This is a genomic window from Flavobacterium sp. U410 (genome assembly GCF_053570605.1).
Genome location: NZ_JBSEFI010000001.1, coordinates 60,485 through 83,194, shown reverse-complemented (window position 1 = coordinate 83,194; position 22,710 = coordinate 60,485). Strand labels below are relative to the sequence as shown.

General features: G+C 33.1%; 28 protein-coding genes and 1 other RNA gene. 15 read left to right on the top strand and 14 right to left on the bottom strand.

Going from position 1 to position 22,710, the window contains the following annotated elements:
• Nucleotides 1-13 precede the first annotated feature (13 nt).
• Nucleotides 14-1,075, top strand: a complete 1,062-nt coding sequence (locus ACUSJC_RS00375; RefSeq protein WP_449267567.1) for a hypothetical protein — start codon at nt 14-16, stop codon at nt 1,073-1,075.
• Here the strand turns inward: ACUSJC_RS00375 and ACUSJC_RS00370 are convergent.
• From ACUSJC_RS00370 to pyrR, 4 genes are all read right to left on the bottom strand, one after another.
• On the bottom strand, nt 1,072-1,977 hold the full coding sequence (locus ACUSJC_RS00370) for a ribonuclease Z (RefSeq protein ID WP_449267566.1): 906 nt from the start codon (nt 1,975-1,977) through the stop codon (nt 1,072-1,074). The two genes, ACUSJC_RS00375 and ACUSJC_RS00370, sit on opposite strands and share 4 nt — an antisense overlap.
• A 61-nt stretch (nt 1,978-2,038) precedes the next feature.
• A complete protein-coding gene (locus tag ACUSJC_RS00365) occupies nt 2,039-2,371 on the bottom strand; it encodes a ribonuclease Z (RefSeq protein ID WP_449267565.1) in 333 nt (110 codons plus the stop codon).
• Between the two features lie 34 nt (nt 2,372-2,405).
• Entirely contained in the window at nt 2,406-3,332 is a 927-nt protein-coding gene (locus ACUSJC_RS00360) for an aspartate carbamoyltransferase catalytic subunit (protein WP_449267564.1), read from the bottom strand.
• A 28-nt stretch (nt 3,333-3,360) separates the two neighbouring features.
• Nucleotides 3,361-3,903 carry a bifunctional pyr operon transcriptional regulator/uracil phosphoribosyltransferase PyrR gene (gene pyrR / locus ACUSJC_RS00355; RefSeq protein WP_449267563.1) on the bottom strand — a complete coding sequence of 181 codons (543 nt, stop codon included), beginning with the start codon at nt 3,901-3,903 and terminating at the stop codon, nt 3,361-3,363.
• Between the two features lie 189 nt (nt 3,904-4,092).
• On the opposite strand from pyrR, the gene ACUSJC_RS00350 reads away from it, so the two are divergent.
• The 9 genes from ACUSJC_RS00350 to ACUSJC_RS00310 are packed head-to-tail and all read left to right on the top strand — an operon-like array spanning nt 4,093 to nt 8,972.
• Nucleotides 4,093-4,968, top strand: a complete 876-nt coding sequence (locus ACUSJC_RS00350) for a pirin family protein (RefSeq protein WP_449267812.1) — start codon at nt 4,093-4,095, stop codon at nt 4,966-4,968.
• 42 nt (nt 4,969-5,010) lie between these two features.
• On the top strand, nt 5,011-5,328 hold the full coding sequence (locus ACUSJC_RS00345; RefSeq protein ID WP_449267562.1) for a GNAT family N-acetyltransferase: 318 nt from the start codon (nt 5,011-5,013) through the stop codon (nt 5,326-5,328).
• Between the two features lie 12 nt (nt 5,329-5,340).
• Complete coding sequence (locus tag ACUSJC_RS00340) at nt 5,341-6,240, top strand: pirin family protein (protein ID WP_449267561.1); 900 nt, start codon at nt 5,341-5,343, stop codon at nt 6,238-6,240.
• 8 nt (nt 6,241-6,248) lie between these two features.
• Nucleotides 6,249-6,779, top strand: coding sequence for an NADPH-dependent FMN reductase (locus ACUSJC_RS00335; protein WP_449267560.1), 531 nt, complete (start codon nt 6,249-6,251; stop codon nt 6,777-6,779).
• A complete protein-coding gene (locus ACUSJC_RS00330; RefSeq protein WP_449267559.1) occupies nt 6,779-7,354 on the top strand; it encodes a TMEM175 family protein in 576 nt (191 codons plus the stop codon). Before ACUSJC_RS00335 ends, ACUSJC_RS00330 begins: the two co-directional genes overlap by 1 nt.
• Nucleotides 7,355-7,357: 3 nt before the next feature.
• The gene (locus ACUSJC_RS00325) at nt 7,358-7,759 is read left to right on the top strand and encodes an OsmC family protein (RefSeq protein WP_449267558.1); all 402 of its coding nucleotides are present in this window, start codon (nt 7,358-7,360) and stop codon (nt 7,757-7,759) included.
• 4 nt (nt 7,760-7,763) lie between these two features.
• A complete protein-coding gene (locus ACUSJC_RS00320) occupies nt 7,764-8,045 on the top strand; it encodes a GNAT family N-acetyltransferase (RefSeq protein WP_449267557.1) in 282 nt (93 codons plus the stop codon).
• Between the two features lie 49 nt (nt 8,046-8,094).
• Nucleotides 8,095-8,316 (top strand): (4Fe-4S)-binding protein, encoded by a 222-nt coding sequence (locus ACUSJC_RS00315; RefSeq protein WP_449267556.1) that lies wholly within the window; start codon nt 8,095-8,097, stop codon nt 8,314-8,316.
• Between the two features lie 17 nt (nt 8,317-8,333).
• Nucleotides 8,334-8,972 carry a hypothetical protein gene (locus tag ACUSJC_RS00310; protein WP_449267555.1) on the top strand — a complete coding sequence of 213 codons (639 nt, stop codon included), beginning with the start codon at nt 8,334-8,336 and terminating at the stop codon, nt 8,970-8,972.
• Between the two features lie 100 nt (nt 8,973-9,072).
• On the opposite strand, the gene ACUSJC_RS00305 is transcribed toward ACUSJC_RS00310, so the two are convergent.
• A complete protein-coding gene (locus tag ACUSJC_RS00305) occupies nt 9,073-10,689 on the bottom strand; it encodes an ABC-F family ATP-binding cassette domain-containing protein (RefSeq protein ID WP_449267554.1) in 1,617 nt (538 codons plus the stop codon).
• A gap of 157 nt (nt 10,690-10,846) precedes the next feature.
• On the opposite strand from ACUSJC_RS00305, the gene ACUSJC_RS00300 reads away from it, so the two are divergent.
• Nucleotides 10,847-12,256: a TlpA family protein disulfide reductase gene (locus tag ACUSJC_RS00300; RefSeq protein WP_449267553.1), complete on the top strand. Its 1,410-nt coding sequence runs from the start codon at nt 10,847-10,849 to the stop codon at nt 12,254-12,256.
• A 54-nt stretch (nt 12,257-12,310) separates the two neighbouring features.
• Here the strand turns inward: ACUSJC_RS00300 and fsa are convergent, their stop codons facing one another.
• Both fsa and ACUSJC_RS00290 read right to left on the bottom strand, forming a co-directional pair.
• Nucleotides 12,311-12,967: a fructose-6-phosphate aldolase gene (gene fsa / locus ACUSJC_RS00295; RefSeq protein WP_449267552.1), complete on the bottom strand. Its 657-nt coding sequence runs from the start codon at nt 12,965-12,967 to the stop codon at nt 12,311-12,313.
• A 138-nt stretch (nt 12,968-13,105) separates the two neighbouring features.
• On the bottom strand, nt 13,106-13,909 hold the full coding sequence (locus ACUSJC_RS00290) for an SDR family oxidoreductase (RefSeq protein ID WP_449267551.1): 804 nt from the start codon (nt 13,907-13,909) through the stop codon (nt 13,106-13,108).
• Nucleotides 13,910-14,038: 129 nt separating this feature from the next.
• Here ACUSJC_RS00290 and ACUSJC_RS00285 point away from each other — a divergent pair, with 129 nt between their 5' ends.
• From ACUSJC_RS00285 to ACUSJC_RS00275, 3 genes are read left to right on the top strand one after another with little or no spacing between them, the layout of a single operon-like run.
• Nucleotides 14,039-15,565 (top strand): helicase HerA-like domain-containing protein, encoded by a 1,527-nt coding sequence (locus ACUSJC_RS00285; RefSeq protein WP_449267550.1) that lies wholly within the window; start codon nt 14,039-14,041, stop codon nt 15,563-15,565.
• A gap of 1 nt (nt 15,566) precedes the next feature.
• On the top strand, nt 15,567-15,959 hold the full coding sequence (locus ACUSJC_RS00280; RefSeq protein ID WP_449267549.1) for a hypothetical protein: 393 nt from the start codon (nt 15,567-15,569) through the stop codon (nt 15,957-15,959).
• A complete protein-coding gene (locus ACUSJC_RS00275; protein WP_449267548.1) occupies nt 15,956-16,318 on the top strand; it encodes a cupin domain-containing protein in 363 nt (120 codons plus the stop codon). The genes ACUSJC_RS00280 and ACUSJC_RS00275 overlap by 4 nt, the downstream gene beginning before the upstream one ends.
• Before the next feature lie 25 nt (nt 16,319-16,343).
• Here the strand turns inward: ACUSJC_RS00275 and ACUSJC_RS00270 are convergent, their stop codons facing one another.
• From ACUSJC_RS00270 to ffs, 4 genes are all read right to left on the bottom strand, one after another.
• Nucleotides 16,344-17,687 carry an FAD-dependent oxidoreductase gene (locus tag ACUSJC_RS00270; RefSeq protein WP_449267547.1) on the bottom strand — a complete coding sequence of 448 codons (1,344 nt, stop codon included), beginning with the start codon at nt 17,685-17,687 and terminating at the stop codon, nt 16,344-16,346.
• A gap of 98 nt (nt 17,688-17,785) precedes the next feature.
• Nucleotides 17,786-18,382 carry an NUMOD4 domain-containing protein gene (locus ACUSJC_RS00265; RefSeq protein WP_449267546.1) on the bottom strand — a complete coding sequence of 199 codons (597 nt, stop codon included), beginning with the start codon at nt 18,380-18,382 and terminating at the stop codon, nt 17,786-17,788.
• A 95-nt stretch (nt 18,383-18,477) separates the two neighbouring features.
• Nucleotides 18,478-19,767, bottom strand: a complete 1,290-nt coding sequence (gene kynU, locus ACUSJC_RS00260; protein WP_449267545.1) for a kynureninase — start codon at nt 19,765-19,767, stop codon at nt 18,478-18,480.
• A 97-nt stretch (nt 19,768-19,864) separates the two neighbouring features.
• An RNA gene (gene ffs, locus ACUSJC_RS00255) (signal recognition particle sRNA small type) lies at nt 19,865-19,963 on the bottom strand.
• 88 nt (nt 19,964-20,051) lie between these two features.
• On the opposite strand from ffs, the gene ACUSJC_RS00250 reads away from it, so the two are divergent.
• Nucleotides 20,052-21,125: a glutaminyl-peptide cyclotransferase gene (locus ACUSJC_RS00250; protein ID WP_449267544.1), complete on the top strand. Its 1,074-nt coding sequence runs from the start codon at nt 20,052-20,054 to the stop codon at nt 21,123-21,125.
• Between the two features lie 35 nt (nt 21,126-21,160).
• Here the strand turns inward: ACUSJC_RS00250 and ACUSJC_RS00245 are convergent, their stop codons facing one another.
• The 3 genes from ACUSJC_RS00245 to ACUSJC_RS00235 all read right to left on the bottom strand — a co-directional run bounded on the left by ACUSJC_RS00245 (nt 21,161) and on the right by ACUSJC_RS00235 (nt 22,709).
• Nucleotides 21,161-21,637, bottom strand: a complete 477-nt coding sequence (locus tag ACUSJC_RS00245) for a hypothetical protein (RefSeq protein WP_449267543.1) — start codon at nt 21,635-21,637, stop codon at nt 21,161-21,163.
• Nucleotides 21,638-21,696: 59 nt separating this feature from the next.
• On the bottom strand, nt 21,697-22,080 hold the full coding sequence (locus tag ACUSJC_RS00240) for a hypothetical protein (protein WP_449267542.1): 384 nt from the start codon (nt 22,078-22,080) through the stop codon (nt 21,697-21,699).
• 119 nt (nt 22,081-22,199) lie between these two features.
• On the bottom strand, nt 22,200-22,709 hold the full coding sequence (locus ACUSJC_RS00235) for a DUF4442 domain-containing protein (protein ID WP_449267541.1): 510 nt from the start codon (nt 22,707-22,709) through the stop codon (nt 22,200-22,202).
• Between the last annotated feature and the right edge of the window lies 1 nt (nt 22,710).

Sequence of the window (22,710 nt, the reverse complement as noted above, 5' to 3'; positions counted from 1 at the left end):
CTGCTATATCTGAATGAAAATTGCTAAATATATCATTTTATTATTAGCGCTTCTTGGCGTTGCTTTTGTAGTTTTTATTGCTACGCAACCCAATCATTTTTCAGTCAGTTCTTCTCTATCGATTAATCACTCTAAAGATTCAGTAGCATCCTTTATCTCTGATGCTTCCAAATGGCAACTGTGGTTTAATGCTTTTGAAAGCGATTCTAAAAATATCCTTTCTGTTGAAGACTATACTATCAATTGGGTTAACGAAAATAGAAATGGAAAATTTCAATTGATAAAGAAGCATAAAAACGATTCCATCTCCCAAAAGTTTGATTACGAAGGTATAAAAGGAGAAAGCAATTGGAACTTTAAACCTGAAGAGAACAACAAAAAGACTAATATTTCTTGGACTCTTTCCGGTGATTTGAATTTTCAATGGAAAATAAAAGCTCTATTATCTGGTGGAATTGAAAAATTTTTACAAAAAAAACAACAATATGCTTTACAAGAAATTAATAAGCAAATTGCTAAAACAATTCAATTTCATGAAATAATAATTACGGGAATAGTTACCAAGCACGAAACCAATTATGTGTTCCAAAAAGATTCGGTAGCTTCTACTCTTTTTGATACTACTTATTTAAAAAATATACGAACTGTTTCTCTATTTATAAAACAAAATAACATTGCAACTAACGGAAATCCGTTTGTTCTAGTATACCAAAACCAAAAAGCAGTTGAATTCGCTTCGTGCATTCCTATCACGGAAGAAATCATCACTACAAGCGACAGCAAAATAAATGCTTCCAAATTAAACGAATTTCAAGCTTTAAAAGTAGTCTTCAAAGGCAACTTATCCTTTAAAAAGGATGTTTTTATTCAAGCGAAAAACTATTTAGAAAAAAATAAATATGTTTTTGATGAAAGAGGATTCAAATGGTTAGAAATTCACAAAGAAGAAATTGATACTAAAGGGACTATTTCTGAAAGCATTGAGTTCTATTTCCCGGTGAAAAAGAAATTTATTCCGGTTACACCAAAAGATTCTACTGAAACAACAACTCCAACCTCAGATAGCATTCGTTAAAAATCAAACGATAAACCGTCATTTGCTAAAAGTACATTAGGAAAAACAGTTTCTGCTTCTTCCTTAAAAGGCTCAATGCTTGCATATCGTGTAGAATAATGTCCTAAAACCAATTGCTTCACATTAGCTTCTTTTGCTATAATAGCTGCCTGAATAGCTGTAGAATGCATGGTCCTTTCTGCTAAATGCGCTTCCGATTCTAAAAATGTTGACTCATGATACAATACATCTACATCTTTAATTAAAGGAATAATATCTTTATTAAAAATTGTATCACTACAAAAAGCATAACTTTTTTCAGGTTCCGGATCGAATGTCATCAACTTATTTTCAATAACCGTTCCATCGTCTAAAGTAATATTGCCACCATCTTTTATTTTTTGGAAGTAACACGTTTCCACTCCAAATTCTTTAACGGCATCAATATTAATTTTTCGCTGCGTATTCTTTTCTCTGAATAAATAGCCGTTAGTATACACTCTATGTTTTAAAGGAATGGTTCTTACCGTTACATGATCGTCTTCATAGATCAATTCGCTTTCTTTAGATTCCAATTCGTGAAAATATAAATTATAACCGGTATAAGAAGCCGATAATTTCAATTGAAGTAAAATAACTTCTTTAATTCCTTTAGGGCCATAGACATGCAAATCATTCACGCGATTTAATAAAGTAAATGTAGAAATCAAGCCTATTAAACCATAAAAATGATCACCATGCAAGTGCGAAATAAAGATATGATTGATACGCGAAAACTTAATTTTATGCTTTCTGAGCTGCACTTGTGTTCCTTCACTACAATCCACTAAAAACATTTGGTTTTTCATTTCAAAAACCTGAGAAGTAGGATTGGTTAACGTTCGTGGTGTAGCGGCGTAACAGCCTAAAATGGTCAATTTCATAGTTTTCAGTCACTATTTTCAGTCGCAAATTTAATACTGTAAACTGAGACTGCCAACTAATTTAGAATCCTAAATCTCTTTCTATTTCTTCCATTTCAATAATATCATGCGCTTCAAGAAGCGAAGGCACTACGGTTAAAAACTCAGGAACATTATGAAAATCTACTCCTTCTGCCACTACTACTAATGATTTTTTTTGTTTCTTTTGAACTTTGCTCAATTCTTTGAATTGATCAAAATCATTAAGTGTAATATCTTTAGAAGCCGTTATATCAACAATCAAATTTAAACCTTCAAATTCATGAAAACTATTTTCCAGATTATCTAAAAAAATAGCCAATTCGTTTTTGGTTTGTTTTACAATGGTCGTATTGTCTCTTTTATCGATTTTCATATTCCTTTAAATGTAAGGCTAAGATATAAATTTATTATTGAATTTTACTGGCTAAAAGATAAATAACCGCCATTCTTATGGCTACTCCATTTTCAACCTGATTCAGAATAACCGATTGTTTGGAATCGGCAACATCAGAAGTAATTTCAACACCTCGATTAATGGGGCCAGGATGCATCACCATGATTTCTTTATCTAACGAATCTAAAATTTCTTTGGTTAAGCCAAATTGTTGGGCATATTCTCTAGTTGTTGGGAAATAACTAAAATCCAAACGTTCATTTTGCACGCGAAGCATATTGGCAACATCTGCCCATTCTAAAGCTTTTCTCAAATCGGGTTCTACTTTTACACCTAATTGTTCAATATATTTCGGAATTAAGGTTTTTGGGCCACAAACTTTAACTTCAGCTCCTTGCATTTGCAAAGCAAAAATATTAGAAAGTGCTACTCTAGAGTGCAAAATATCGCCCACAATCACCACTTTCTTACCTCCTACTTCCCCCAATCGCTCACGAATAGTAAAACTATCCAACAAAGCTTGCGTAGGATGTTCGTGCGCTCCATCACCGGCATTAACAATACTAGCTTTTACATTTTTTGATAAAAAATGAGCTGCTCCCGGCGAACTGTGACGCATAACTACCATATCTACTTTCATAGATAAAATATTGTTTACCGTATCAATAAGCGTTTCTCCTTTTTTTACTGAAGACTGTGCCGCAGAAAAACTAATCACATCCGCAGAAAGCCTTTTTTGTGCCAATTCAAAAGAAAGTTTCGTTCTGGTACTGTTTTCAAAAAAGATATTGGCAATGGTTATATCTCTCAAAGAAGGCACTTTTTTTATCGGACGGTTGATGACTTCTTTAAAGTGATCGGCTGTTTCAAAAATTAAGTCAATATCTTCTTTAGTGATGTGTTTAATTCCGATTAAATGATTTACAGAAAGTGTTTTCATTCAAATACTATAGTTGTGTTGTTGCTGTTTATTTTTTTAATTCTAATAAAACCTCGTCTTCTCCATCATTCTCTTTCCATTTTACGAGCACTTTTTCATTATTGATAGCATCTACTTGTCTTCCTCTATAATCGGGTTGAATAGGTAAATGTCGGCTAAATCTTCTGTCAATTAAGGTTAAAAGCTCAATTTCTGCAGGTCTTCCAAAAGACTGAATAGCTGTTAAAGCCGCTCGTATACTTCTTCCGGTATACAGCACATCGTCTATGAAAACTACTTTTTTATCTTCTACAATAAAATCGATTTCCGTTCTATTGGCTTCTAAAGGTTTCTCATTTCTTCGGAAATCATCACGAAAAAAAGTAATATCTAAAAAGCCTAATGAAATGTTTTGAATGTGGTATTCTTCAGTTAAAATCTTAACCAATCGCTCAGCTAAATATTTGCCTCGAGGCTGAATTCCAATAAGAACCGTGTTTTTAAAATCCTGATGATTTTCAATTAACTGACAGACCAAACGGTGCAAAATGATAGAAATTTCTTTTGCTGAAAGCAGAACTTTTTGACTCATAGAGTAAGGAGTTGTGTTTGGAGTGTAAATTTACAACAAAAAATTATTAATTTCAGAGGAAATGTTCTCAAATGAATCACAAAGCGAATTTGATGTTAAAAACAGTTCTAAAAATACATTTCTTATCCTACATTAACTCCATTCTTTTTTTCCTGTCGTAACTTTGTATAAACAAAAAAGGAAAACATGATGAAAACAAAAAATATAGAATTAGTATTAGCGCCTCCTACTCCACATTTTGTAGGTGATGGTTTTAGAGTACATAACTTTATTCCAAGTGCATATCATTTAGATATGGAACGAATGGATCCGTTTATTATGCTCGATTATAATTCCAAACATTTCTTTTCAGCAACAGAAATTCCTCGTGGTGTAGGTGTTCATCCGCACAGAGGTTTTGAAACCGTAACCATTGCTTATGAAGGAAAAGTAGAGCATCATGACAGTGCTGGTGGCGGTGGCGTTATTAGTCAAGGCGACGTGCAATGGATGACTGCTGCAAGTGGCGTTTTGCACAAAGAATTTCATGAAACAGAATGGGCAAAAGAAGGCGGAATTTTTCAAATGGTTCAATTGTGGGTTAACCTTCCGGCAAAAGACAAAATGAGCCAACCTAAATACCAAGCCATTAAGAATAGTGAAATGACAAAAATAGATTTGGACGAAAACGGATATATTGAAATCATTGCAGGAAATTACAAAGGACTGCAAGGTCCGGCTACAACATTTAGTCCGGTTAATATGATGAATGCTAAGTTACAAAAAGGCGGAAAAGCTGATTTTGAATTTCCGGCACACTACAATACTGCAGCCATTGTTATTGAAGGAAGCGTTATCGTTAACGGAAAAGAAAAAGTTGCAACCGATCATTTTATTTTGTTTGAAAACGAAGGCGAAGAATTTACTTTTGAAGCAACTGAAGATGCTGTTGTTCTTATCATTAGCGGAGAGCCTTTAAAAGAACCTATTGCAGCTTATGGTCCTTTTGTAATGAACACTCAACAACAGTTGGTAGAAGCTTTTAACGATTATAACCAAGGAAAATTCGGTCACTTAGAAGACTAAGCAGTCCGTTTCTTTTAAAACTAACCTTTACATCCAAAAACAATGAAACCTGAATTTGAGAACATTCCTCTTCATAAAAACGAAGACAAAAAACGCTTTGGATTAGAAGTAAACGGTCATTTAGCCTTTATTGATTATAAAGAAACTGAAAGTCACATTGCATTGATACATACCGAATCTCCTGCAGAACTTTCCGGAACGGGTGCTGCATCTGCAGTGGTAGAAAAAACATTAACTTATGTTAAAGAATCCGGTAAAAAATTATTACCTTATTGTCCGTTTGTATTTGCTTATATCAAAAAACATCCGGAGTGGAAAGCTATTGTAGATGAACATTTTAACGGTTATAACCAACTTTAAATTCAAATAGAAATGTCAAATATTGGATTAATTTTAGAAGAAAAAGCTGCTGATATCGGCAATTTCCTAGTGGGAAGATTACTGCCTTTTCGCGAAAAAAGAAATGTTGGTCCGTTTGTTTTTATTGACCACATGGGACCGGCAGATTTGAAAGATTATCAAAATTTAGATGTAGCTCCACATCCGCACATCGGACTTTCTACATTGACTTATTTACTTGAAGGTTCTATTTTTCATAGAGATAGTCTGGGAAGTGCAGTTGAAATTACCCCCGGAGCAGTAAACTGGATGACTGCCGGAAAAGGTGTCGTACATTCGGAGCGAACACCGGAATATTTACGCCACACTGATAAAAAATTGCACGGGTTGCAAATTTGGGTTGCTTTACCCAAACATTTGGAACAAAGTGAACCTACGTTCCAACATGTAGAAGCGGATGCAATTCCCATTTGGCAAGAAGGAACTACTCATTTTAAACTGATTGCAGGAAAAGCTTTTGGTAAACAATCTCCCGTCAACGCACATTCTGAATTGTATTTCTTAGAAATAAAAAGTCAAGAAGCCGTTACGTTAAATATTGGCGAACATTTGTATGGTGAAGTAGCCATGTATGTTATGGAAGGAAATGTTAACATTGAAGACAATGATTATGACACAAAACAATTATTAATTGCTAAAAATTCAAAGCTTTGCCAATTCAGCATGAGCGAAAACACAACGGTTTATCTTTTTGGAGGAACACCTTTTGATGAAGAACATTTCATTTATTGGAACTTTGTGAATTCTGACAAAGAAATTATTGAGCAAGCGAAAGAAAATTGGCAAAACCAAAATCACGATGCTTTTCCTCTAGTTCCCGGAGATGAGGAAGAATATGTTCCATTACCTGTTAATCCATTTAGTAAAAAATAAAATTGAATATGAAAATAGTAGCTTTTGCCGGAAGTAATTCTTCTACCTCAATTAACAAACAACTGGTTCAATTTGTATTGCAATCTTTTCCTGAAGACGAAATCAATCTTTTGGATTTAAACGATTTCGAAATGCCCATTTTTTCAGTGGACAGAGAAAAAAAAGGATTTCCCGAACAAGCACATCAATTCTTAGCTGAAATTGCAGCTAACGACATCATTATCTGCTCGATGGCTGAACATAACCGAAATTTTACAGCTGCCTTTAAAAATATTTTCGACTGGTGTTCCAGAGTCAATGTAAAAGTGTTTCAAAACAAAAAAATGTTTGTCATGAGTACTTCTCCGGGTGGTTTTGGTGGTGGTAACTCTATGGCTTTGGCACAAAAAAACTTTCCTGCTTTTGGCGCTGATATTGTGGAAAGCTTTTCTCTACCTAAATTCTATGAAAATTTTGATGCAGAAAATGGGGTAATTAATCCTGAATTATTAAAAGAACTGAACGACAAAATAGCAGATTTTAAACAAAAAGTGCAATAATGACAACCAACCGATTAGAAGCATTTAGCGATGGCGTTTTAGCCATAATCATTACTATTATGGTTTTAGAGATGAAAGTTCCGGAAGGAGCCGATTTTGCCGTCTTAAAACCTTTATTTCCTAAATTTATATCTTATCTTTTAAGTTTTATCTATGTTGGGATTTATTGGAACAATCATCATCACCTATTCCATGTCATTGAAAAAGTAAGTGGAAAAATCCTTTGGGCTAATTTGTTTCTTTTGTTCTGTTTATCATTGATTCCGTTTTCAACGGGTTGGATGGGAGAAAATCATTTTGATAAAAATCCAGTAGCACTTTATGGAATTAACCTTTTCTTATGTGCTTTAGCTTTTATTATTTTGGAAAAATCATCTATTCATTATGAAGGGGAAAGTTCCAAATTAAAACTTGCTCTTAAAAATTATAATAAGGAATACGCTTCTCTAGTACTGTATTTTATTGGCATATTGATTTCATATTATTTCCCAATGTTCAGTACTATACTTTATGCCATTGTGGCTTTAGTCTGGCTTATTCCCGACACTCGAATTGAAAAAACTCTTAACTCTTAATCTATGGAAGCAACTGTAAAAGCCTTTATTAAACAAGATAATTATTATACCGAAATTACAGCCGGAAATCATACGATCATTGCTGATGAACCTTTAGATTTAGGAGGAAAAGATAAAGGGCTCAACCCTATGGAATTATTAGCCAGTGCCCTTTCTGCTTGTACTTTAGCAACGCTAAAAATGTATATGGATCGAAAAAACTGGACTGCCGAAAAAATTAATGTGGAAATTCATTTGGATAATAACCGAGAAACCAGAACGACTACTTTCGGCAGGACTATTAGTTTTGAAAACCACAATTTAACGGAAGATCAAATTAAAAGATTACATAACATAGCTGAAGCTTGCCCGGTTCATAAAGCATTAACCGGAACAATTACTATTAATACTCATATTGACTACTAAAAGCATGGAAATCATTCAACATAATACCGAAAAAGCAGGAAATTTTAAAGCCATTAACGATGGTGTAACTGCCGGACTAATGACGTATACTTGGGCAGGAAAAGACAAATTTATCATTGATCATACCGAAGTTTCTCCTGATTTTAAGGGACAAGGTGTAGGTAAAAAAATGGTCATGGTTGCCGTAGATTACGCTCGTAAAAACAAAATTAAAATTTTACCGCTTTGTCCGTTTGCAAAAGCAGTTTTTGACAAAGACGATAGTCTTAGCGACGTTTTATTTTAAACTTAAAATTGGCTAACTTTAAAATACGTAACTCAATCATTGTAAACCTATGGAAACCAAAGAATATACAAACGGAGAAGTGACTATTGTATGGAAACCTGAAAAATGCATACATAGCGGCGTATGCGTTAAAACGTTACCCAAAGTTTACAATCCTAAAGAAAAACCGTGGGTTAAACCAGAACATGCTTCATCTCAAGAATTAATAGATCAAGTCGCAAAATGCCCTAGTGGCGCTTTGAGTATCAAGGAAAATAGTGCAATTTTTTAGTATTTTAAAACTCTTCTATGAAATTAATATTTCTATTTATCTTAACAATTACTAGCCCATTTATTGCTTGTAAAACAGAAACTCATGATCAAAAAAAGTACATTTTTTACTTACACGGAAAAATTATAGAAATTCAAGGTAAGAATGCTGTAAGTGAAGAATTTGGAAATTATGAGTTTGACAACATTGTAAATGCTCTTAAAATGGAAAACTCTGAAATCTTCGCAGAAGTTAGGCACAAAAATGTTGATTATCTAGAATATGCTAATAAAGTTTCAAATCAAATCGATAGTTTAATTAATCTTGGAATAAACCCAAAAAATATAACGATAATCGGCGCTTCTAAAGGAGCAATTATTGCAAGTAATATTTCAAATATGAATTCAAATCCTGTTAATTATGTTTTTCTTGCTGGAAATAATGATTATCAAGAAGAGCATAATAATTGGAAATTTCATGGACAAATATTATGTTTTTATGATAGTTCCGATACTATTGCCGGAAAAAACTATAATTATTGGATGAATAAACCCAATTACACAACTACATTTCAACAAATAAAAATTGACAAAAATCTTGGTCATGGGTTTCTGTACAAGCCTTATAAGGAATGGATAGAACCAACAAAAAAATGGATACTATATCAAAAGCTTTAAAAGTGTACCCCGTAAAAGCATTTAAAAACATACAAGTATTAAACTAATAAATGAATTAAAACAAAAACTCCCGCAATTGCGGGAGCTCTGAAGTTCTTATTTATGCATACATTTTCTTTCTTAACTCTTTGATTTTATCATCCTCTAAGTATTCATCAAAAGTCATATAACGATCGATAACTCCACTTGGAGTAATCTCTAAAATTCTGTTGGCAACAGTTTGCGCAAATTCGTGGTCATGTGTTGTAAATAACACAGAACCTTTAAAATTTTTCAATGAGTTGTTGAATGCTGTAATAGATTCCAAATCCAAGTGGTTCGTTGGTTCGTCAAGCATTAAAACATTAGCTCTAATCATCATCATACGCGATAACATACAACGTACTTTTTCTCCTCCTGATAAAACGTTACATTTTTTCAAAGCTTCTTCTCCCGAAAAAATCATTTTTCCTAAGAACCCACGAACGTAAACTTCATCACGCTCTTCTTCCGTTTTTGCCCATTGGCGCAACCAATCTACTAAGTTCAAATCCGATTTAAAAAAATCATGATTCTCTGCCGGTAAATATGATTGTGTTGTTGTTACACCCCAATCAAATTTTCCTGAATCAGCTTGAGTTTTACCGTTTAAAATATCATAAAAAGCAGTCGTAGCACGAGAATCTTTTGAGAAAACCACTACTTTATCGCCTTTTGCCATGTTTAAATCCACATTTTTAAACAACACTTCACCATCTATTGAGGCACTCAAACCTTGAACATTCAAAATTTGGTCTCCGGCTTCGCGCTCTTGTTCAAAAATAATAGCAGGGTATCTACGGCTTGACGGTTTAATTTCGTCTAAATTCAATTTATCAATCATCTTTTTACGAGATGTTGCCTGTTTTGATTTCGCCACATTGGCACTAAAACGACGGATAAACTCTTCTAATTCAGCTTTTTTCTCTTCCGCCTTTTTGTTTTGTTGCGCACGTTGCTTAGCGGCTAACTGACTTGATTCGTACCAAAACGTATAGTTTCCTGAATAATGATTAATTTTTCCAAAATCGATATCGGAAACGTGAGTACAAACCGCATCTAAAAAGTGACGGTCGTGCGATACTACCAAAACTGTATTTTCATAGTTAGCCAAGAAATTCTCTAACCAACCAATTGTTTCAAAGTCTAAGTCGTTAGTAGGCTCATCCATAATCAACACATCCGGATTTCCAAAAAGTGCTTGTGCCAATAACACACGAACTTTAAGTTTACCTTCTAACTCACTCATCAAGGTATAATGATAATCGGAAGAAATTCCTAAATTGGAAAGCATAGCTCCAGCATCAGAATCAGCATTCCATCCATTCATTTCATCAAATTGCAATTGCAATTCTCCAATTCTATCGGCATTCGCATCATTATAGTCTGCATATAAAGCATCCATTTCTGTTTTTATATCATGCAAAACCTTGTTTCCCATTAATACCGTTTCTAGAACTGTGTATTCGTCAAACATGTTATGGTTCTGATTTAAAACCGACATCCTTTTTCCCGGTTCAAGAATAACACGACCAGACGTAGGTTCAATTTCTCCTGATAATATCTTTAAGAAAGTAGATTTTCCAGCACCATTCGCTCCAATGATTCCGTAGCAGTTACCTTGTGTAAAGGTTACATTAACTTCATCAAACAAAACACGCTTACCAAACTGTACCGATAAATTAGAAACTGTTAACATTTTTTCTTTTTTTATTAAAATTGTTGCAAAAGTAGAAAAAATAGTGCAGTTTTGAGGTTATTATTTAGAATAAATATAGGTTTATTTTAACTGTCTATTAACAAGGCGGTTATTCTATAAGTGCTACATTTGTTTAGAAACTTGATTATTACTGTTAATGCTAAAAAAATACCTACTATATCTATTAGCCCCATCTGTTTTGTTCCCTACTTTCTTTACTTCATGTAAAAAAGTGTTTGAACCTGATAATTATGTAGCTTATTTTGGTGGGGAAATTATAAACCCTCAAAGTAAATATGTACTTTTTTTGAAGGATGGTAATGTTTTGGACACTCTTCCTTTAGATAAAAACAATCGCTTTTTTAAGAAATTTGATTCTCTTTCTCCAGGTTTATATACTTTTAAGTGTGATCCTGAATATCAATATATTTATTTTGACAAAAATGACAGTTTGATGATTCGTTTAAATTCTTATGATTTTGATAATTCATTAGCTTTTTGTGGAAAAGGTGAAGAAAAAAACAATTTCTTAATAGATTTATATCTTAAGAATGATAAGGAAAAAGACAAACTTTTTGATGCTCTGGATAAAAACTTAAACTCTTTTGAAAAACTAATTGATTCCAGTTACAATAAGAAAAAAATATTTTACTTAAAAAGAAGAGCCGAAATCGGTTGGAGTTCAGGATTTGATTCCATTGCACAAGCCAGTTTAGATTTCAATCATTATATGAAAAAGGAAATTTATCCTTTTGCTCACGAATTTAAAACAGGGGAAAAAGTTTTCAGCGAATTACCTTCCAACTATTACAACTATCGTAAATCGCTCTATTTCAATAATCATAATTTTGCCAATTTTTCTCCATTCATCAAGTATATTACTGCTTTATTAAGTAATATTACCTATACTAAAAATAATGGTTTTCCGGAAGACAATTCGCTTGATGATAATATTTTGAAATTGAACATTGCAGATACGCTGATTAAAAATCATAAAATAAAAAATGTCATTTTAAACAATATTGCTTACATGTATTTATTGGAAGATCAAAACATGTACAATAACAATAAATTTATAGATCGTTATTTAGAGCTATCCACAGATAAAGGACAACAAAAAGAAGTTCGAGAAATTTCAGAAGCTGTTCAAAAACTCGTTATAGGAAAAGGTTTGCCGGAAGTTCATCTTGTAGACCAAGATCACAATACAATTCCTGTCGATAATATTGCTCAAGGTAAAGAAACCGTAATTTTCTTCTGGACAACCAATGCTGAATCTCATTTGAAATCGGTTCACAGAAAGATCAATGAATTGAAAAAACGTTTTCCAAATGTAAACTTCGTTGCCGTTAACATTAATGACTCTGATGCTAACTGGAAAAAAGCAATTCAACGCTATAATTTAAATGATATTACAGAATATAAATCCACTGATTTTCTCGATATAAAAAAGCATTGGGTTATTACGAAAGTTCATCGCGTGATAGTCTTAAATGCAAATGGCACCATTAAAAACGGGTTTGCCAATCTATTTGATGTCAATTTTTACAAAAACTTAGAAGAATAAACATAAAAAAACGGCATTCAATGAATGCCGTTTTTTTATGTTTATTCTGTTTTTTTAATTATTTCCCTTAGCATAATCTGCTAAGAATTGAGCCAAACCACTATCTGTTAAAGGATGTTTTAATAATCCTAAAATTGACGATAAAGGTCCAGTCATTACATCAGCACCAATTTTAGCACAATTTATAATATGCATAGTATGGCGAACAGATGCTGCTAAGATTTGTGTTTCAAAAGCATAGTTATCATAAATATCACGAATTTCTTCGATCAAGTTTAAACCATCTGTAGAAATGTCGTCTAATCTTCCTAAGAAAGGAGAAACGTAAGTTGCTCCGGCTTTAGCCGCTAATAAAGCTTGACCTGCCGAAAACACTAAAGTTACATTCGTTCTAATTCCTTTATCAGAGAAATATTTACATGCTTTAATTCCGTCTTTAGTCATAGGAATTTTAACTACAATCTGCTCATGCAATTCAGCTAACTCCTCACCTTCTTTTATCATTCCTTCAAAATCTGTAGCAATCACTTCAGCACTTACGTCGCCATCAACGATATTACAGATATCTACATAATGTTTTAAGATATTGTTTTTTCCCGTAATGCCTTCTTTAGCCATTAATGATGGGTTTGTGGTTACTCCATCCAAAACCCCTAATTCTTGTGCCTCTTTAATTTGCTCTAAATTAGCTGTGTCAATAAAAAATTTCATAGTTTGTCTATATTACGTTACGTTGTGTTATTTAAAGCACAAAATTAAAAAATCATTGTCAATTTCAAAGCAATTTCAAATTCCAATTTATCTAAAAATCACTGAACTTGACATTGTTATTGAATTTGATATTCACATTTACAACTTATAATGATTCATCAATAACTTTTCATACATTTTATCTGGAAGTATGCGTTTTAACACAATGGAAAACTTTTGCATAAAAGCACCTACTTTATAATGCACTTTAGGATTTGGATCTTGAATAATAGCATAAATGGCTTCTGCCATTTCGATAGGATTACTTCCTGCATCAACATGTTCATTCATGGTTGCCAAAGTTCCCCCATAAGTAGTTTCATAAGCTGAACCTTTTACCAAAGGCGCATGATAACGACCGGCTGCAATATTAGTAGCAAAATCACCCGGAGCGACATTAGTGATATGAACTCCAAAAGGTTTTACTTCCATACGAATGGCTTCTGTAATGAGTTCCAAAGCGCCTTTTGAAGCCGAATACACACTTCTGAAAGGCAATCCCATATAACCCGCAATTGAAGTTACGTTAATGATAACTCCCGATTTTTTTTCGCGCATATAAGGTAAAACCGCTTTCATCACTTCAATGGGACCAAATACATTGGTTTCAAAGTTGTTTTTAATTTCTTCGGCAGGAATTTCTTCCAAAGGTCCGGTAATCCCAATTCCGGCATTGTTAATCAAGACATCAATTTTTCCCTCTTTTTGGATCACTTTTTGAATCGCTTGGACAATACTTTCCGAATTTCTAACATCAAGAGCAATTAAATTGATTTCGGCATCAGGAAAACGCTCCGGATTTCTACTCGTTCCATACACTGTAAACCCTTTATTTTTCAGAAAAATGCCAACAGCTTTGCCAATTCCGGACGAACCTCCTGTTATAAAAACAACTTTACCCATAGTTTTAAATTTGTTTTGCGAAAGTACACAAGATAAAAGAATAAAAAAAATGAGTCCTTTTTAAAGAATGTCTTTCATCTATTTATTCAATTTATCATTCAATTTTATAAATTTGAAAAAAAGTAAGAAATGGACAGAATTGAAGTCTTTAGAGAACATATTGTAAACGGATATAGTAGCAAAGGTGATTTCATAACTCTTGGCGGTGCAATTTTAGACGGAGAAGCCGTTAGCAACGCTCACATCAATATTCCTTTGAAAACCTTAAACCGCCATGGTTTGATTGCCGGAGCAACAGGAACAGGTAAAACCAAAACTATTCAGGTATTATCAGAGCAATTGTCTGCCAAAGGAATTCCGGTTTTGATGATGGATATTAAAGGAGATTTCTCGGGAATTGCAATGCCAGGTGAAGAAAAGCCGTTTATTACAGAACGTCACGCTAAAATTACTTTACCGTATAAAACCAAAGGTTTTCCGGTAGAATTAATGACCATTTCTAAACAAGATGGCGTTCGATTAAGAGCTACCGTTTCCGAATTTGGTCCGGTTTTATTTTCCCGAATTTTAGATTTAAACGATACCCAGTCGGGCGTGGTTTCTGTTGTTTTCAAATACTGCGACGACAATAACATTCCGCTTTTGGATTTAAAAGACTTTAAAAAAGTATTGCAATATGCCACCGAAGAAGGAAAAGAAGAATTCACCGCTTCTTACGGAAGAATTTCGACTGCTTCAACGGGTTCTATTTTAAGAAAAACCATTGAATTAGAACAACAAGGTGCCGATTTGTTCTTTGGCGAAAAATCATTTGAAATTGATGATTTAATGCGAATTGACGAAAACGGAAACGGGTACGTAAACATCATTCGCCTAACTGATATTCAGGATCGTCCGAAGCTTTTCTCTACATTTATGTTGAGTTTATTAGCTGAAATTTACAATACGATGCCCGAACAAGGCGATAGTGGTCAACCGGAATTAGTCATTTTTATTGATGAAGCGCATTTAATTTTTGACCAAGCCAGTAAAGCCCTTTTAGACCAAATTGAAACTATTGTCAAATTGATTCGTTCCAAAGGAATCGGTGTGTATTTCATTACCCAAAACCCAATGGATGTTCCTAGTGATGTTTTAGCACAATTGGGTTTAAAAATCCAACATGCATTACGTGCGTTTACCGCTAATGATAGAAAAGCGATTAAAATGACTTCCGAAAATTATCCTATTTCTGAATATTATAAAACTGATGAAGTTTTGACTTCCTTAGGAATTGGAGAAGCTTTTGTGACCGCTCTTAATGAAAAAGGAATCCCTACACCTTTGGCAGCAACTATGATGCGTGCACCTATGAGTAGAATGGATGTTTTAAGCGATGTTGAAATTACAAATTGTATTGCCAAATCTAAATTGATTAAAAAATACAACGAAGAAATCGACCGTGAAAGTGCTTACGAAATTTTGACGAAAAAAATAGAAGAAGCACAAGAAGTTGCCGCTAAAGAGGAAGAAAAAAAACAAGAAGCAAAAGAATCAAAACGTTCCAATTCTTCTACTAGAAAAAGTACGGCTCAAAATCCTATTGTGAAAGTCTTGACTAGCGCAACATTTATAAGAGGTGCCATGGGAATTTTAATGAAAATGATAAAGAAATAAGATGAAAAGAATAAAATTTACGGAACTAGGATTTAAGAAAAATTATAATACATTGATTTTTTGTATCGGTTTTATATTCTTAGTGATTGGAAATCTAGCTACTTTCGAAATCATAAATTCAAAACTAAAAATTTTAAATGGCATTTCAATACTTTTAATTTTCTACCCTCAAGCAAAAAATTTATTCTACAAAAATTATATCTATTGGAATGCAAAAGGTGGAAATATAAGATTAAACTCGAAATCATGTTCTTTTGAATTTGAAAACATAAGAAATGTAGAAATCAACAACGAAAAACTAGTTTTAGTTATGAGAAATAAATCAAAAGAGTTTTCTATTAACGATATCAATAAAGACGATGTAAATAAACTAATTAGCTTATTAAAAAGATGAAAAAGTATTTCGTTCAAAAAACACCTTTTATTGTTCCTACAACAGACGGTAAATTAATTGAAGAACATCACGGATTAGCAACTACAAATAATTCGGAGATTTCAATTGCTCATATGATTGCACCACCGGGTTGGAGCGAACCTTTTCAAACTCCTGAATTTGACGAATACACCTACATCATTAAAGGAAAAAAACAATTTATCATTGAAGATGATATTGTGGTTTTAGAAACCGGTCAATCTATCAAAATAGAAAGAAACACAAGAGTTCAATATTCAAATCCTTTTAATGAACCTTGCGAATACATAGCGATTTGTACACCAGCTTTTGATTTTAATAAAGTTCATAGAGAAGAATAAAAAAGCGGTTTAAAAACCGCTTTTCTTATTTTGCTAATAAGTCTAAAATTCTGTGTTCAATAGGTTCTGTATCCCAAATCTCTTCAATTTTATCCATCGCTAAAATCTCCTGCATAATCGCATTTTGTTTGTCTCCTTCGGCTAAAGCTTCAGCGTAAGGTTGGTGACTAAATGTTACTCGGCTATACAATGGCACCCATTTATCGGGATGTTTTTCGGAAAACCATTTTTCAATTTTCTTTTGCAAATGGAATTTATCATCGGCTGTTTTAGAACTCATTTCCATAAAATTTCTATAGGATAGTTCAGCAATAGCATCGGCATTTGGTTTTCTTGATTGCTGATATTCGTCAAAAATTGTTCCCCAATCGTCGCCATATTTTTCCATCATTTCAGCCAAAATAGTGATATCTTCAAATCCGGCATTCATTCCGTGTCCGTAAAAAGGAACAATCGCATGACACGCATCGCCAATCAACGCTACTTTATCCTCAAAAGCCCAAGGATAGCATTTCATGGTTACTAAATAGCTGGTTGGGTTTTTAAAGAAATCTTCCACTAAATTTGGAATAACATCTTTGGTATCCGGGAAATATTCTGCGAAAAAGGCTTCTAATGATTTTGGATCTTTTAATTGCTCAAACGAATTTTCTCCTTCGTGCGGCATAAACAAAGTACACGTAAAACTTCCGTTAGTATTGGCTAATGCCATCAACATAAATTGCCCTCTAGGCCAAATATGTAATGCGTTAGGGTTTAATTTATGCGTTCCATCTGGATTTGCAGGAATATGAAGTTCTTTGTAACCTAATTTTAAAAACTCTTGCGAATAATTAAACATGCTTTGGCGTTGCATGCGGTGACGAATTCTTGAAAAAGCACCATCGGCACCAAAAACAATATCATAATCTAAATCATGCCATTCGCCTCGCTCAGAATTTCCTTCGTGAAGTGTTGCTGTGGACAAAGTAACATCCCAAATTTTACTTTCAAAGAAAAACTGAACCCCTTCGGCTTCTGCCAAATCAATCATTTTTCGATTTAAAATACCTCTGGATAATGAAAAAATAGCTTGGTCTTCCTTACCATAATTTTGGTAATTCAAAGAAGCATCCGCTAAATGAATAGCTCTTTTGTATACTGGAATTCCGATTTTTCGAATTTCACTATCTAAGCCCAATTTTTCCAATGCCTTCCAACCTCTGTCGGACATTACCAAATTTATAGAACGACCTGAAAACTCGATGGTGCGTATATCTTTACTTCTATCGTAAACGTCTACTTGATGTCCGGCTCTTTTGAGATAAATGGCTAATAATGTACCTACTAAACCGGCCCCTACTACTGCTATCTTCTTTTGTTTTTGCATTGAAGAAAAAGGCTTTTGAATGGATAAAAAACAAAGGTAAAGATATTATTCTAAAAGGCTGTCGATAAGTATACTTTTTTACCAATAAAAAAGGAGCTTTATTCAGCTCCTTTGATATCTACTTTAACGTGTCCCCAGTTTTCTCCTGATTTAATGCGGTATAATTGCATTTCAGTAATTCCAAACTGTTTGGCTAATATTTTATTACGGGTTTTTCTGTTAGGATCAAATAATTTTCTTTTCAAGCGAATCACATCATTTACTGTCAATTTATGTCCGTCACGTTTTTTATTGAATTCTATTAATTTCAACTTAGCTTCCTTAACATAAGGGCTTTTTTTGCCGTGTTCAATCATTTCATCATAGGTCGCCCATTTTAAATTATCGATACGATTATTTTTGCGATCATAGTCTAAATGAAGAACATGTGTTTGCCCATCATGATCTTTAGGAATAAACAAACTGGCTACTAAAAAATGATATGAATAAGGATATTGCTTTTTCTTACCATTGACAATGCGGGAGAACTTTAAAAAGAAATAGCCATCCGTGGGAGAACCTTTTAACACTTGACAAGTTTTTAAATCTTGTTCACAACTTTTCACTCGTCCTAAGTTTGAAACTAAATAGCGTTTTTTTAATTCTAATCCTTCGGGGACAAACTCTTTCCACTCTTCAATTATAAAGTGACTCATAATAAAAACATTAATTTGGTTAAAGGGGGTAATTTCTAGCTAAGATAGCAAAAAACAATGATATATCCCTTACCCCTATACCCCTCGACACTTTACTATTTCAATATTCCTTTCTTCAAAATCTGACCAAATTCATACATATCTTCAAATGTAGAATAAAACGGTGCCGGAGCTAAGCGAATTACATTAGGTTCACGCCAATCTGTAATAACACCGTTTTCCATTAAATAATTGAATAATTCCCTGCCTTGCCCATGTAAATAAACGGATAACTGACACCCTCTTTCTTCTTGACTTTGAGGTGTTAAAATTTCGAATGATGTTCCTTCTATTTCAGCATCTATTTCGTGTAAAACAAATTCCAAATAAGCAGTAATTAAATTGCGTTTTTTAATCAACTTAGCCATTCCTACTTCAGCAAACATTTCAACAGAGGCTAAATAAGGTGCCATTGATAAAATAGGTAAATTACTAATTTGCCAACCATTTGCCCCATGAACCGGATCAAATTTTGGTTCCATTAAAAAACGACGTTCTTTGTTATGACCGTACCAACCTGCGAATCTTGGCAAATCGCTATCATTATGATGTCTTTCGTGTACAAAGTATCCTGATACATTTCCTGGTCCTGAGTTCATATATTTATAACTACACCAAGCTGCAAAATCGGCATTCCAATCGTGTAATTGTAATTCAATATTTCCTGTTCCGTGCGCCAAATCCCATCCTACATAAGCGCCTTGTTTTTGTCCGGCAGCAGTAATGGTTTTCATATCTAAAACCTGACCTGTATAGTAATTTACGCCTCCAAAAAGCACTAAAGCCAACTCCTCTCCGACTTCTTCAATTTTTTGTAAAATATCTTCCAATCGTAGCGTGTGCTCTCCTTCTCTCTTTTTAACTTCAACAATAGCCTCTTCAGGGTTAAATCCTAAAGTTTGTGCATGAAAATGAACCTGACTTTGGAACATGTATTGATCGCTAGGAAAAGCTTTTTCTTCGCAAATAATTTTAAATTTTTTAGCTGTAGGTCTGTAAAAAGAAACCATCAACAAGTGTAAATTCACAGTAAGTGTATTCATAACACCCACTTCAGTAGGTTTTGCACCCACAATTTCGCTTAAAGGTTGGCAAAAACGCTCATGATAATCCCACCAAGGTTTATCAGCATAAAAATGACCTTCAACAGCTAAATTACCCCAATCGTTCATTACTTCGTCCACATAAGCTTTAGTTCTTTTGGGTTGAAGACCTAATGAATTTCCGGTAAAATAAATTACATCTTTATCATTTACTTTTGGGAAAATGAATTCGTTTCTATAGTGATTCAATTCATCCTGAGAATCTAATTGTTGCGCAAATTCTCTTGAGTTTATAAATTCCATTATGTTCTAATAGGTTAGTTTGTTGTTTTTACAAATGTACACATATTGTAAAAAAGGAAGGACTATAAAAAAGAAAAACTCCCATGAGGAGTTAAAAAAATGGCAAGCGACCTACATCGCACCGCTACAACCGCTTACCCTTGCTGCGTTCCCACCCTGGGGGATTCTGCAGGAGCTGGTCGTGTAGGACTTGCCGGTGCAAATATACAATCTTTTTGTATTTTTGCAAGCCGATTGTTTCTTTAAAATTTCATTGTATATTGTACTATCATAAAAACAAAAACATGACACACTTTAAGCTATTCGCTTTCACTACTTTAAGCCTAGCAGTACTGAGTTGCGAAAAAGATAAAAATGAGCTGAAAAATAATTTTTCTATTGATACTTCTGCCCTAAAACAAGTTTATACCCTTAATGAAAGTATCAATTTACACGTTAAAAATGAAAAAAATCTTCCTGTAGATTCCGTTCAATATTTCTTTGGCGATAAAAAAATTGGTTCCGTAAAAGAAAATACCGCATTTCCTTTTTCGTTAAACGAATGCAAATTGGGCAACCAAAATATCAAAGCCGTTGTTTTTACAGAAGGTGTTTCTATTGATGAAGAAACCAAAATAACCATTGCTTCTAGTATTGAACCTAAACTCCTAAAATATAAAATTGTCAATACTTATCCTCACGACATTAAAGCCTATACTCAAGGGTTTGAATTTTATAGAGACACTTTATTTGAAGGAACGGGAAATGGTAGAGGTTCAGGAACTGGAACACGCGATATTTCAAGTTTACGCAAAACCAATTATAAAACAGGTGAAGTTTTAAAAAAAGTTACTTTGGCCGATCAATATTTTGGAGAAGGAATTACCATTTTAAACAACAAAGTATATCAGTTAACTTGGTTGAATAAAGAAGGCTATGTATACAATGCCGATACTTTTGAAAAGATAAAAACTTTTAAATATTTTAAAGAAATTGAAGGTTGGGGATTAACAAATGACGGAACGCATTTATACATGAGCGATGGAACCGAAAAAATTTACATTGTAAATCCTGAAGATTTTACCGAAGTAGATTACATCAATGTGTATACACAACATGCTAAAATTGAATCTTTAAATGAATTAGAGTGGATTGATGGAAAAATTTGGGCTAATATTTACGGAAAAGATGCTATTGGTGTTATCAATCTTAAGGGTGAAGTTGAGGCTATTCTAAATTTAGGTGACCTACGCAGTAAAGTAACGCAACATCCCGATATTGATGTACTAAACGGAATTGCTTATAATCCTAAAACGAAAACCATTTTTGTCACTGGAAAAAATTGGGACAAAACCTTTGAGATTTCCATTGAAGAATAAAAACGAAAAACCGAGCAAGTTGCTCGGTTTTTTTATTACTGATGAGATTGATAAATTTTAATAAGCCATTGCTCTGCGAGATTAATTTCATTTCCTATGATGAAATTTTTGGAATCAATCTGGAAAAAGGTGATGGACTTATCTGCTATTCCGTCTTTAAAACTAAAATCTAAATACAATTTTTCAATAGCATTTCTATCTCCGTTTTTTGAGTTATCTTTAAACTCTTTTCTTATTTTGCAACTATAAATATTCTGAATATCAATATCCTCGATTTCTTTGGCTTTCTCTCCTTTATTGAGAAATAAAACCTGCTTTTCTGTTAAAGCAATTATTGATGAATTGGAATTCCAAATTTCGTATTCTATAATTGTATTAGCATTGGGAAATTCCTGTTGTAATTCTTTTACCAAAGCTTCTCTTTTTTTACGTGTACTTCTATTAACTAAATATATAGGTATAACGATTAGTAATATAAATACCAATCCCATTAAGGCACTTGATACATCCATGTCTTTTATTTTTTTAAATTTTTAATAGTTCTTTATTAATCCGAAAAAATAAAAGTGATTTACCAGAATTCGTGGAAAGGGAAAATTATTTTTAAAAGATTTGATTCTCCTACTAAAATTTGAGAATCAGCAATTAAAAGGGATAAATTTTTTAAAAAAGATTCTTCCTGATAGACAATTGGTAAAAAAATCTTTAGCCCAAATGTATTCTTTCCTGAATCTTTTTGAAATACAGAAGAATCAACAGCTACAAAGTGATACTCAATTGCATTAATTATAGCTTGCTCTGAGTGACTTATAGTAGTTTGTTGGAAAGATAAAACATCAGAAGTTTTTCTTTCTTCAACTTGCTTATTATTGGCAAATGAAGTTAACAGCAATAAAGCTAAAAAGCTAATCGCCGTTGTATAAAAAGACTTCTTATTTCTTATTAAACCGAACATTTCAACAGCAAAGGTAAAAAATAACTACATCGGGATTGTTAATTTTTCTATAATCTTAAAAAAAGCTTTCCTAAAGTTGCTAACAAATAACATGACTTCAAAAAAGCTTTTTTATTTCTCTATTTTACAGCTTTCTTTTGCTTATAATATTCTTTAGAACTGATGTATAACGTTTTTTCCAATTCTGTAAAAACGGTTTCCTTTCCATCAGTAATTTGTAATTTCTTTATGAAGTCTATTTCTTTGTTTTCCTGAACTAATGCTTTAATTCCATTGATCTCATCTGTAGAAAACTCAAAAGCTACAAATGCATGCGAATAAGCCGGCTTTCTAAAACGAATATTAGTTGCTTTATCCCAAACTACATATTCTTTGCCTAAAATCTGCATGAGTTGTATCATGTAAATGGGGTCGGTTGCCGAAAACAAACTTCCGCCAAACATGGATCCTACATAGTTTTTGTTGCGATAGGTCAACGGAATTTTAATTTTTACCAAATGTAAATCATCCGAAACAAAATACAATTTGCCGCAACTTCTTCGATACATTGGCGACACGTTAAACATTACTTTGAATAAAGTGGATGGTTTAACGTATTTTTTTAAAATTGTAAAAATAGAATCGTACATT

Coding starts and splice junctions, on each gene's coding strand:
- ACUSJC_RS00370 (WP_449267566.1), bottom strand. CDS start 1,977: ATGAAATTGACCATTTTAGGCTGTTACGCCGCTACACCACGAACGTTA.
- ACUSJC_RS00300 (WP_449267553.1), top strand. CDS start 10,847: ATGCTAAAAAAATACCTACTATATCTATTAGCCCCATCTGTTTTGTTC.
- ACUSJC_RS00240 (WP_449267542.1), bottom strand. CDS start 22,080: ATGTTCGGTTTAATAAGAAATAAGAAGTCTTTTTATACAACGGCGATT.
- ACUSJC_RS00335 (WP_449267560.1), top strand. CDS start 6,249: ATGAAAATAGTAGCTTTTGCCGGAAGTAATTCTTCTACCTCAATTAAC.
- ACUSJC_RS00285 (WP_449267550.1), top strand. CDS start 14,039: ATGGACAGAATTGAAGTCTTTAGAGAACATATTGTAAACGGATATAGT.
- ACUSJC_RS00265 (WP_449267546.1), bottom strand. CDS start 18,382: ATGAGTCACTTTATAATTGAAGAGTGGAAAGAGTTTGTCCCCGAAGGA.
- ACUSJC_RS00320 (WP_449267557.1), top strand. CDS start 7,764: ATGGAAATCATTCAACATAATACCGAAAAAGCAGGAAATTTTAAAGCC.
- ACUSJC_RS00360 (WP_449267564.1), bottom strand. CDS start 3,332: ATGAAAACACTTTCTGTAAATCATTTAATCGGAATTAAACACATCACT.
- ACUSJC_RS00365 (WP_449267565.1), bottom strand. CDS start 2,371: ATGAAAATCGATAAAAGAGACAATACGACCATTGTAAAACAAACCAAA.
- ACUSJC_RS00345 (WP_449267562.1), top strand. CDS start 5,011: ATGAAACCTGAATTTGAGAACATTCCTCTTCATAAAAACGAAGACAAA.
- ACUSJC_RS00350 (WP_449267812.1), top strand. CDS start 4,093: ATGAAAACAAAAAATATAGAATTAGTATTAGCGCCTCCTACTCCACAT.
- kynU (WP_449267545.1), bottom strand. CDS start 19,767: ATGGAATTTATAAACTCAAGAGAATTTGCGCAACAATTAGATTCTCAG.
- fsa (WP_449267552.1), bottom strand. CDS start 12,967: ATGAAATTTTTTATTGACACAGCTAATTTAGAGCAAATTAAAGAGGCA.
- ACUSJC_RS00305 (WP_449267554.1), bottom strand. CDS start 10,689: ATGTTAACAGTTTCTAATTTATCGGTACAGTTTGGTAAGCGTGTTTTG.
- ACUSJC_RS00245 (WP_449267543.1), bottom strand. CDS start 21,637: ATGGATGTATCAAGTGCCTTAATGGGATTGGTATTTATATTACTAATC.
- ACUSJC_RS00375 (WP_449267567.1), top strand. CDS start 14: ATGAAAATTGCTAAATATATCATTTTATTATTAGCGCTTCTTGGCGTT.
- ACUSJC_RS00340 (WP_449267561.1), top strand. CDS start 5,341: ATGTCAAATATTGGATTAATTTTAGAAGAAAAAGCTGCTGATATCGGC.
- ACUSJC_RS00270 (WP_449267547.1), bottom strand. CDS start 17,687: ATGCAAAAACAAAAGAAGATAGCAGTAGTAGGGGCCGGTTTAGTAGGT.
- ACUSJC_RS00310 (WP_449267555.1), top strand. CDS start 8,334: ATGAAATTAATATTTCTATTTATCTTAACAATTACTAGCCCATTTATT.
- ACUSJC_RS00325 (WP_449267558.1), top strand. CDS start 7,358: ATGGAAGCAACTGTAAAAGCCTTTATTAAACAAGATAATTATTATACC.
- ACUSJC_RS00275 (WP_449267548.1), top strand. CDS start 15,956: ATGAAAAAGTATTTCGTTCAAAAAACACCTTTTATTGTTCCTACAACA.
- ACUSJC_RS00235 (WP_449267541.1), bottom strand. CDS start 22,709: ATGTACGATTCTATTTTTACAATTTTAAAAAAATACGTTAAACCATCC.
- ACUSJC_RS00330 (WP_449267559.1), top strand. CDS start 6,779: ATGACAACCAACCGATTAGAAGCATTTAGCGATGGCGTTTTAGCCATA.
- ACUSJC_RS00280 (WP_449267549.1), top strand. CDS start 15,567: ATGAAAAGAATAAAATTTACGGAACTAGGATTTAAGAAAAATTATAAT.
- pyrR (WP_449267563.1), bottom strand. CDS start 3,903: ATGAGTCAAAAAGTTCTGCTTTCAGCAAAAGAAATTTCTATCATTTTG.
- ACUSJC_RS00290 (WP_449267551.1), bottom strand. CDS start 13,909: ATGGGTAAAGTTGTTTTTATAACAGGAGGTTCGTCCGGAATTGGCAAA.
- ACUSJC_RS00250 (WP_449267544.1), top strand. CDS start 20,052: ATGACACACTTTAAGCTATTCGCTTTCACTACTTTAAGCCTAGCAGTA.
- ACUSJC_RS00315 (WP_449267556.1), top strand. CDS start 8,095: ATGGAAACCAAAGAATATACAAACGGAGAAGTGACTATTGTATGGAAA.